Raw genomic sequence first — 9,434 nt, 5'->3', positions numbered from 1 at the left:
GGCGCGCAGGAAGCCCGGGCCATTCTGGTAACCCAGGCCCACGGTCTGTGCGCCCGTCAGGCTGGGTCGAGGCACAAAGCCGAAGTAGTGCCGGGTCGGTGCTTCCTGGCCACGAAGGTCCTCCACCTCGCTGAGTATCTTGGGCCAATCGTCGGCGCTCAAGGGCGGCGCGCTGATCGAGCTCAGCGTATAGTTTGCACGCGTGTCGATCTGTACCGAAGCATCGGCAAATGGCAGCGTCCGCAGCAAGGCTTTGCGTACCTGACTGATAGTCGGCAGCATGGCTGCCGTACTACCGGCCTGCAAAGGCACCAGCACCAGCTTGAGATTGGTCGCCGTACCCATGACCGGCGTGGCGCTCAGCGAGCCGCCGCCGCTCTGGTTCACAGTGACGGTGACGTTCAGGCCGCTGATCACCTGGCTGCTGGTCAGGGTGGCGTAGAAAGTCTGCGAGAGGTCATAAGGCTGCTGGCTGCTGGGCAGCACGGTGGGGCCGTTCATGGGCAGGCTGGCCACCACGCTGCTGCCGTTGCGCACCACCAGAGTCACCCCCGGCGAACCACCACTACCCAGCACATAGGCCCGCACCAAGGCAGGCTTGCCGGGCGCCAGACGTTGGTAGTTGTCATTGGCTTGTTGCGAATAGGTCTGCACAAAGTCGATCCGCGCCACCGTGGCCGGCGTATTGCTGGTGACCGAGAAGCTGCCGGCGGTCACCGTGGCCTGGGTGGCCGAACTCAGCGTCACCGCGCCACCATTGGTACCGGTGGGGACGGTGAACTGCAACTGGGTGTCGCTGCGGCTGGAGATCGTGACATTCACGCCGGCCAGGGCGATACCAGTCACTTCGGAAAAGCCGCTACCGGTAATGGTGACCGTGCTACCTGCCAGGCCCGAGGTCGGGGTCATGCCACTAACGGCAATGACCGGAGCAACACGGAAGCTCTGCGTGGTGGTCAGCGAGCTGTCTGCTGCTACCAGGCGCAGCGTGCCGGTGCTGGCGCCTGCCGGCACTACCACGGTCAGCTGGTTATTCTGCCTGGCGGTCGGTGCAGCAGCGGCTGCGCCGAAGAAGACCTGGTCGACCCGATCCAGGCCGTTGCCGGTCAAAGTCACCGTGGCACCGACGATGCCGGCAGCCGGGCTGATGGCGGTCACCGCCAGCGGCTGTAGCACCGTCACCGCCACCGCACTCTGCCGCTCACTGCCATTGGCCAAGGCCAGCACGGGGAAGCCGCTGAGGGCATTGCTGGGCACATCCAGGGTCAGGCTATTGGGCAACTTGGCCACGATATTGAGCGCCACGGTACCAAGCCGCGCCGAGGCAACCTGATCGAGGTAGCTGCCGGCAAGCACGATGCGGCCACCCGGCACCACGCTGCTGGGGGTGATGCTGGTCACCGTCGGCGCCTCCACCGTCACCGTCTGGCTGGATTGCACGGCCGAACCACCACCGGACAATTCCAACACGCCGGTCACGGCGGCAGTCGGAATGACCACCTGCAAACTAGTATCGGACTGAATGGTGAAGGTGGCGGTCGCCCCACCCAGGCGGGCACTGGTCACCCGGCTAAGGCCGGTGCCGGTCACCGTCAGGCTGGCGCCGGGAGCCCCGGACAGCGGGCTGACGGTAGCAATGGTAAGTGGAACCGCGGGGGTGGCCGTACTGCCGCCCCCTCCCCCGCCGCCGCCACAGGCGGCCAGCAGCAGAAGGCTGCCCAACAGCAATAGGTATGAGTAAAGACGCCGCATATCAGGAACCATATCCGATAATCCAATTGAAAAAACAGAGTCAGCCGTATGCCTGGCCTCAGTCCAGTCGCCGCGCGCAAACAGCCGCGGCGCGTTGTGGCGATCTCGCCAGCATGGCTAGAATGCCAGTCTACTAGGAGGAGCACCGGCATGCTTTACATTAGCCGAGATAGTCAGGGACGCATCCAGTCCATCTCGCGTGAACCGCGTCCCGGCGACGAGGTCGCCGAACCCGATTCGCCCGAAGTCCGCCAGTTCCTTGCCCAACCCGACACCGGTTTCGACGCGCTGGACGCCGATTTCGTGCGTGTGATCGAAGATGTGATCGACACACTCATAAAGAACAATGTCATAAAATTGACTGATCTACCACCGCCTGCGCAGCGCAAGCTGATGGCACGCAAAGGTATGCGCAACAAGCTACAGGAAGCGCTGCAACTGCTCGGCGATGATCGCATGATCATCTGAGCGCCATCGACGCGATGTGGATAAGCCCCGGTAGCCGGAAAAGGCGATTACCCCCTTGTCACGTGGGGCTTGGCAAGCACCTGAAACGGCCATTACCCTTGGCCGCATAATCGTTGTCTACTACAGGCGCTACCCTGCCCGTCCCAGCAAGGAAAATCTAGCCCGACATGCCCGTTACTCCACTTAGCGATGCCGAACTAGCCGACTCCTTCGCCTGGCGTGTCGGGGAACACCAGACCCGCTTCGACCCCTTGCTCGACTGCGTGGTGATGATCGCCCGCATCTTCGGTATCCATACCACGCACGAGGCCCTTTCCGCCGGCCTGCCGCTGGAAAACAATGTACTTACGCCCGCCCTGGTTCCGCGCGCCGCAGCGCGGGCCGGGCTGACCGCCCGTATCGTCAACCGCTCGCTGGACCAGATCCGGCCAGGCCTCTTGCCGGCAGTGCTGCTGCTCAGGGGCAAGCTCGCCTGCATCCTGCTCGAATGGCTGCCCACCGGGGAGGCGCGGGTCCGCTATCCCGAAGGCGGCCAATCGTCCGACATCCTGAGCCGGGAGGAGCTGGAAGCGCTCTATACCGGCGTGGTGTTCTTCATCCGCCCGGTCTTCCACTTCGATCAGCGCACACCGGAGGCTGAGCAGGTCCGCAACCGCCACTGGTTCTGGGGTGTGGTGTTCCAGAATTGGCGTCTCTATCGCGACAGCCTGATCGCCGCCTTGCTGATCAATCTGTTCGCGCTGGCAACGCCGCTGTTCTCGATGAACGTCTATGACCGGGTGGTACCCAACCGGGCCGAGGAAACGCTATGGGTGCTAGCCCTGGGCGTCTTCCTGATGATGGGCTTCGATCTCGCCCTGCGTATCGTACGCGGCTACATTCTTGATACTGCCGGCAAGCGTATCGACGTCACCCTGTCGGCCCGCATCATGGAGCGGGTCCTGGGCCTCAAGCTCTCGGACAGGCCGGCTTCGGTCGGCTCCTTCGCCGCCAATCTGCGTGCCTTTGAATCAGTACGCGACTTTATCGCCTCGGCCACCGTCACCGCCTTGGTTGACCTGCCCTTTGTGCTGATCTTCCTCTTGGTGTTGGTGTGGATATCTCCCTGGCTGATCCTGCCACCGCTGATCGGTATCGCCCTCCTGGTGATCACCGCCGCCGTGGCACAGCAGAAGATGCATGAACTGGTGGACCTGACCGCCCGTGCGGCCGCCCAGCGCAACGCCACCCTGGTGGAGAGCCTGGTCGGACTTGAGACCATCAAATTCATGGTCGCCGAAGGTAGCTTCCAGCGTAAATGGGAAAGTGCCACCGTCTTCCTGGCGCAGAAGGGCTCCTACCTCAAGCTGCTGTCTTCAGGCACGATCAATATCGTCAGCACCCTGCAGCAGCTGGTGACTACGGTGGTGGTTATCACCGGCGTCTACCTCTTGTTCGATCATCAGGTCAGCATGGGTGGCATCATTGCCGCCTCCATGCTCGCTGGCCGCGTGATGGGGCCGTTTGGTCAGGTCGCGGGCCTGATGATGCAGTACCAGGGGGCCCGCAGCGGCCTTGCCTCGGTCGAGAACCATATGAAGACGCCGACAGAACGCCCCGACGAGTCGGCCTTTCTGCACCGCAGCGGCTTTCTGGGCCGGATCGAGTTCAAGAACGTCAGCTTCCACTACCCCGGCCGCGAAGACCTGGCGCTGCGAGATATCTCCTTCAAGATCCACCCGGGTGAGAAGGTCGCCATCATCGGCCGGGTCGGTTCGGGTAAGTCCACCGTACAGCGGCTGATGCTGGGTCTCTACCAACCCAGCGGTGGTGCCGTGATGATAGACGGCATCGATGCCCGCCAGATCGACCCCGCGGAGCTGCGCCGGGCAATCGGCTTCGTGCCGCAGGACATCAACCTCTTCTACGGCTCGCTGAAGGAAAACATCGCCCTGGGTGCGCCCTTCGCCGATGACCAGAAGATCCTTGCGGCAGCCGAGATCGCAGGCGTGCGCGAGTTCGCCGACCAGCACCCACGCGGCTTTGACATGCCTATCGGCGAGCGAGGCGAATCGCTCTCCGGCGGCCAGCGCCAGGCAGTCGGCATCGCCCGCGCCCTTCTCAATGACCCACCCATGCTGCTGCTGGACGAACCGTCCAGCGCCATGGACTTCATGAGCGAAGATGCACTCAAGGCCCGCTTGCGCCAGTACGCCACCGCCAAGACCCTGGTCCTGGTCACCCATCGCACCTCGCTCTTGGACCTGGTGGACCGGTTGATCGTGATCGACAACGGCAAGATCATGGCCGATGGCCCCAAGGAACAGGTGGTCGAGGCGCTGCAAGCCGGTCGTATCGGAAGGGCACCATGAGCCTGCCAGCCCGTTGGACACGCTTCTACCAGCGCTGCTCGGCGCAGCTCGATCGGCTGTTCAAGGCCTTGGCGCCAGACCCGAACGAGGCCGACGCCGACTTCGACACCCAAGCACACTGGGCCATTGCCGAACAGACCCCACGCGGCGCCCGCACCCTGGTCTGGCTGACTGCGGCCGCCTTTCTGGTACTGCTGCTTTGGGCAGCCTTTGCCCGTATAGACGAGACCACCCGCGGCGAGGGCAAGGTCATCCCATCCCGCCAGGTGCAGGTATTGCAGAGCCTGGACGGCGGCATGGTGTCGCAGATCCTGGTGCGCGAAGGACAGTCGGTTGCCTCCGGCCAGTTGCTGCTCAAGGTCGACCCGGTACGGATGGAATCCTCGCTGCGCGAGAACCAGGCCCAGTATGTCGCCCTCCTGGCCAAAGCGGCTCGGCTGAAGGCCCTCTCGGACGGCAGCCCCTTCGTGGTGCAGGCCGAAGCCGAACAAAGCGCACCGGACATCGTGGCGCAGGAACGCTCACTGTATGAATCGCGCAAGGCCGAACTCGAGGCCAGCGTGGGTGTCGCCCGCCAGCAGGCCAGCCAACGCAGCCAGGAACTGGCCAGCGTGCGCGCCCGCAGCGAGCAGGCGGCGCGCAGCTATGAGCTGACCCAAAAGGAACTGGAGCTGACCCGCCCCTTGACCAAGACCGGCGCGGTATCGGACGTGGAACTGCTGCGGCTGGAGCGCGACGTGGCCCGCTACCGTGGCGAGCGCGACAGCGCCAATGCCGACATCCCCCGTCTGCAGGCCGCGATCGGCGAGGCCAACCGCAAGATCCAGGAGGTCGAGCTGGCCTTCCGCAACCAGGCCAGCGCCGAACTGAGCGAGACCAATGCCAAGCTCGGTACGCTCTCGGAGGGCAGTCTGGCGCTCAAGGACAAGGTCAAGCAGACCGAGATCCGCTCGCCGGTGCGCGGTACCGTCAAGCAGTTGCTGGTCAACACCGTCGGCGGCGTGGTGCAGCCGGGCAAAGACCTGGTACAGATCGTGCCGACCGACGACGCGCTGCTGCTGGAGGCCCGCATCCTGCCCAAGGACATCGCCTTCCTGCGGCCCGGCCAACGCGCCCTGGTCAAGTTCACGGCCTACGACTTCGCCACCTATGGCGGCCTGGAGGCCACCTTGGAGCATATCAGCGCCGACACGGTCACCGACGAGAAGGGCAACGCCTTCTTCCTGGTCAAGGTGCGCACCGTCAGCAGCAGCCTGGGAGCCCAGAAGCTGCCCATCATCCCCGGCATGGTGGCCGAGGTGGATATCCTGACCGGCAAGAAGACCATCCTGTCCTATCTGCTCAAACCCATCTTGCGTGCCAAGGCCAACTCCCTGACCGAACGATGAGTTTGTCCCCTCTCTACCTTGTCAGCCACGATCCGGGCCTGCTGCGTCACTGGCAGCAGAGCCTGGCCCCCCAACCCGCCATCCTCCTGCCATCTTTCGAGGCACTCTCCCAGGCAGCCCCAACCGCAGGCAGCCTGATCTGGCTGGATGGGGTCCTACCCGACCTGCCAGGCTGGGCGGACGTACGCTGGCGCAGCTGGTCGCAACGCTGCCGGCTGGTATTCACCCACTCCCGACCCGACGAAGCGCAGGCCAAACAGGCGTTTGAAGCCGGTTGCGTGGGCTACTGCCACGCCTATTCCGACAGCCAGACCCTACAGCAGGTTCAGGCAGTCGTCAGCGCCGGCAATGTCTGGGTGGGACGCGAACTGATGCAACAGATGCTAGGCAGCGCCCGCCGCGCCGCGCCGCCGGTACCAGCCGAGGACTGGGCGCAAGGGCTGACCGAGCGGGAGCGGGAGATTGCGCTACTGGCAGCCAACGCCGCCTCCAACCGCGATATTGCGGCCCGTTGCGATATCACCGAGCGGACCGTCAAGGCCCACCTCGCCGCCATTTTTGGCAAGCTCAATGTCAGCGACCGGCTGCAGCTGGCGCTCAGGGTGCACGGCATTAGTTAGGGCCTTGGGGTTGTATAGGCGGCGCACCAGACATACGCACAATTAAGCGCCTGGGGATACCCGCAAGGAGCAGGCCGAAGTGGTAAGCCACCTAAAGGTGGCAACGACTTCGCTCACCCGGGCGTTGCCCCGCAGTGAGAACTGAAGCCGCGGCCCTTCCCTGATTTAGTCCACTCCCCCCGCCCTCGCCGCAGCGAGGGAACCTCGCTGAGGGTCACGGATTTACTGCAGAGTATTTTCCAGCAGCAGCGCTTCGCCCGGCAAAGCCGGGCGCTAACTGGCACAGGGTGATCAAGCGTGCCTCGCTTTTATATCCCCCACTCCCCCCGCCCTCGCCGCAGCGAGGGAGCCTCGCTGACGCTCGTCAGCGTCCTGAGCACTAGCCTCGACTCATTCCCTAAAGCCAAATCTTCCTGGGCATAGATATCCCCGGGGCGCTACCTGTACTCAAGGACAATATCGGGCGCTTCGGCAGCTTGTTAGCATCGCCGCCATTGCCCTTATTGCGTCCAGGAGTTCCCCATGGCTGAGCAGCAAAGCACCGTCGTCGCCCACGGTACCGTCGTCACCCTGCAAGGCCACGCCTGGGTGCTGGATGCGCAAGGGCAGCGCCGCGCGCTACAGCCGGGTGACGAGGTGCAGACTGGCCAGGTATTGATCACCGAGGCAGGCAGCCAGCTGGAACTGGGCCTGCCCAATGGTCAGATGCTGGCGGTGGCCGCCGGCCGCGAATTGCTGGTGGATGCCAACCTGCTGGGCAACGCTCCGGTGGATGCGAGCGAAGCTGCGCTCAAGCTGCTCGATAGCAGCCCAGACCAGTTGCTGCAGGCACTGAACCAAGGGCGCGACCTGTCGCTGGAGCTGGACCCGACCGCAGCCGGCCTTACCGGTGGCGATGCCAGCGATGCACACGGCTTTGTGCGCCTCTTGCGCGTTAGCGAGCCGGTCGACGGCAGCGTGCCGCCCGCCGTCTTCTCGACCAGCACGGCAAGCAGCCAGGCCGATACCTCGAGCGGTAGCAGCCTGCAGCCACTCGAAGCCAAGGACGACAGCTACGCGCTGGACGAAGACCAGCCGCTGACCTTCGACGTACGCAGCAATGACAGCAACCCCAACGGCGGTACCCTGACCGTCGTCGGCCAACCGGTGGCCGAGCACGGCAGCGTGGTGGTCAACCCGGACGGCACTCTGACCTACACCCCAGCAGCCAACTACAACGGCACCGACACCATCCATTACACCGTGCGTGACGCCATTGGCCAGACCTCCAGCGCCAATGTCACGCTGACGGTCAACCCGGTCAACGATGCGCCGGTGCGTGTCGACGAAAATGGCCAACCCATCGGCAATACCCAGAACGTCGTCACCCAGGAGGACGTTCCGGTCAGCGGCACCATCCGTGGCAGCGATGTCGACGGCGATGCATTGACCTTCAGCAAGGGCAGCGAACCGGCCCACGGCAGCGTAGTGGTGGACGCCAATGGCAACTGGACCTACACCCCCAAGGCCGACTACAACGGCGGCGACAGCTTCACCGTGGTGATCAGCGACGGTCACGGCGGCAATACCACGGTGACGGTCAACGTCGGCATCACCCCGGTGAACGATGCCCCGGTGCTGGTCGACGGCAATGGCAACCCCACCAGCAATGATCAGCATGTGGTCACGCTGGAAGACACCCCCGTCAACGGTACCCTGCACGCCACCGACGTGGACGGCGACCCTTTGACCTTCAGCAAGGGTAGCGAGCCCGCCCATGGCAGCGTAACGGTCAATGCCGACGGCAGCTGGTCCTATACCCCCAGCCACGACTACAACGGCAGTGACAGCTTCCAGATCGTGGTCAGCGATGGCCAGGGTGGCACCACCACCGCCACCATCCATGTCGGCATCACCCCGGTCAACGACGCACCCATCTTTGTCGGCGGCAACAGCCAACCCCTGGCCGGCGGCCAATCGGTCAGCACGCCTGAAGACACCCCGGTCAGCGGCAAGCTCGCAGCGACCGATGTGGATGGCGATGCGCTGACCTTCAGCCTCAGCGGCAACCCGGCCCACGGCAGCGTCAATGTGGCCACCGACGGTAGCTGGACCTACACCCCCAGCGCCAACTACAACGGCAGCGACAGCTTCCAGGTCGTGGTCAGCGATGGCCATGGCGGCACCGCCACGGCCACCGTGACCATCGGCATCACCCCGGCCAACGACGCCCCGGTAGGCGTGGACCAGACTGTCTATACCCCCGAAGACACGCCGCTCAATGGCCAGCTCAGTGCCAGCGACGCCGATGGCGACGCACTGAGCTACAGCCTCAGCAGCGGCCCGGCACATGGCACCCTGGTGCTCAACAGCAATGGCAGCTGGACCTACACGCCCAGCGCCAACTACAACGGCCCGGACAGCTTCCAGGCCGTGGTCAGCGATGGCCAGGGTGGCACCGACACCATCACCATCAAGATCGGTGTCAGCGCCGTGCCAGACTACCCGACGGCCAGCATTACGCTGGACGCCAATATCACCGCCGACGACGTCATCGACGCGACCGAGGCCACCCAGAACATCGCCATCACCGGTACCGTGGGCGGCGACGTGCAAATGGGTGACACCGTCACCCTGACCGTCAATGGCCACAGCTACAGCGGCACCGTGCAGGCCGGCCACACCTTCAGTATCAATGTCGCCGGCGCCGATCTGGCGGCAGACCCCAGCCACAAGGTGCAGGCCTCGGTCACCACCACCAATAGCGAGGGCAATAGCGCCAGCGCGACCGCCAGCGAAGGCTATAGCGTCAGCAATGCAGCACCGGTCCCCACCATCACGCTCGACGCGGTGACCGGCGACAATGTGATCAATGC

General features: G+C 64.3%; 6 protein-coding genes. 5 read left to right on the top strand and 1 reads right to left on the bottom strand.

The window, feature by feature from the left end; genetic code table 11:
• The coding region (locus VIM95_RS10120) for an IPT/TIG domain-containing protein (protein WP_331985227.1) at positions 1 to 1,752 on the bottom strand (1,752 nt) is incomplete at its 3' end.
• A 150-nt stretch (positions 1,753 to 1,902) separates the two neighbouring features.
• Between VIM95_RS10120 and VIM95_RS10115 the strand changes: the two genes are divergently transcribed.
• The 5 genes from VIM95_RS10115 to VIM95_RS10095 all read left to right on the top strand — a co-directional run.
• A complete protein-coding gene (locus tag VIM95_RS10115; RefSeq protein WP_331985225.1) occupies positions 1,903 to 2,220 on the top strand; it encodes a hypothetical protein in 318 nt (105 codons plus the stop codon).
• A gap of 167 nt (positions 2,221 to 2,387) precedes the next feature.
• Entirely contained in the window at positions 2,388 to 4,571 is a 2,184-nt protein-coding gene (locus VIM95_RS10110) for a type I secretion system permease/ATPase (RefSeq protein ID WP_331985223.1), read from the top strand.
• On the top strand, positions 4,568 to 5,959 hold the full coding sequence (locus VIM95_RS10105) for an HlyD family type I secretion periplasmic adaptor subunit (RefSeq protein WP_331985221.1): 1,392 nt from the start codon (positions 4,568 to 4,570) through the stop codon (positions 5,957 to 5,959). The genes VIM95_RS10110 and VIM95_RS10105 overlap by 4 nt, the downstream gene beginning before the upstream one ends.
• On the top strand, positions 5,956 to 6,579 hold the full coding sequence (locus VIM95_RS10100; RefSeq protein WP_331985219.1) for a response regulator transcription factor: 624 nt from the start codon (positions 5,956 to 5,958) through the stop codon (positions 6,577 to 6,579). The genes VIM95_RS10105 and VIM95_RS10100 overlap by 4 nt, the downstream gene beginning before the upstream one ends.
• Positions 6,580 to 7,101: 522 nt before the next feature.
• Positions 7,102 to 9,434: retention module-containing protein (locus tag VIM95_RS10095; RefSeq protein WP_331985217.1), on the top strand; the 2,333-nt coding region annotated here is incomplete at its 3' end.

Origin of the sequence: Chitinimonas sp. (assembly GCF_036568685.1) — a bacterium.
Taxonomy (GTDB): domain Bacteria; phylum Pseudomonadota; class Gammaproteobacteria; order Burkholderiales; family Chitinimonadaceae; genus Chitinimonas.
This window is presented reverse-complemented; position numbering and strand designations above follow the sequence as displayed.

Excerpts from the sequence above, each read along its gene's own strand:
- VIM95_RS10100 (WP_331985219.1), top strand. The coding sequence starts at position 5,956 with ATGAGTTTGTCCCCTCTCTACCTTGTCAGCCACGATCCGGGCCTGCTG.
- VIM95_RS10105 (WP_331985221.1), top strand. The coding sequence starts at position 4,568 with ATGAGCCTGCCAGCCCGTTGGACACGCTTCTACCAGCGCTGCTCGGCG.
- VIM95_RS10115 (WP_331985225.1), top strand. The coding sequence starts at position 1,903 with ATGCTTTACATTAGCCGAGATAGTCAGGGACGCATCCAGTCCATCTCG.
- VIM95_RS10110 (WP_331985223.1), top strand. The coding sequence starts at position 2,388 with ATGCCCGTTACTCCACTTAGCGATGCCGAACTAGCCGACTCCTTCGCC.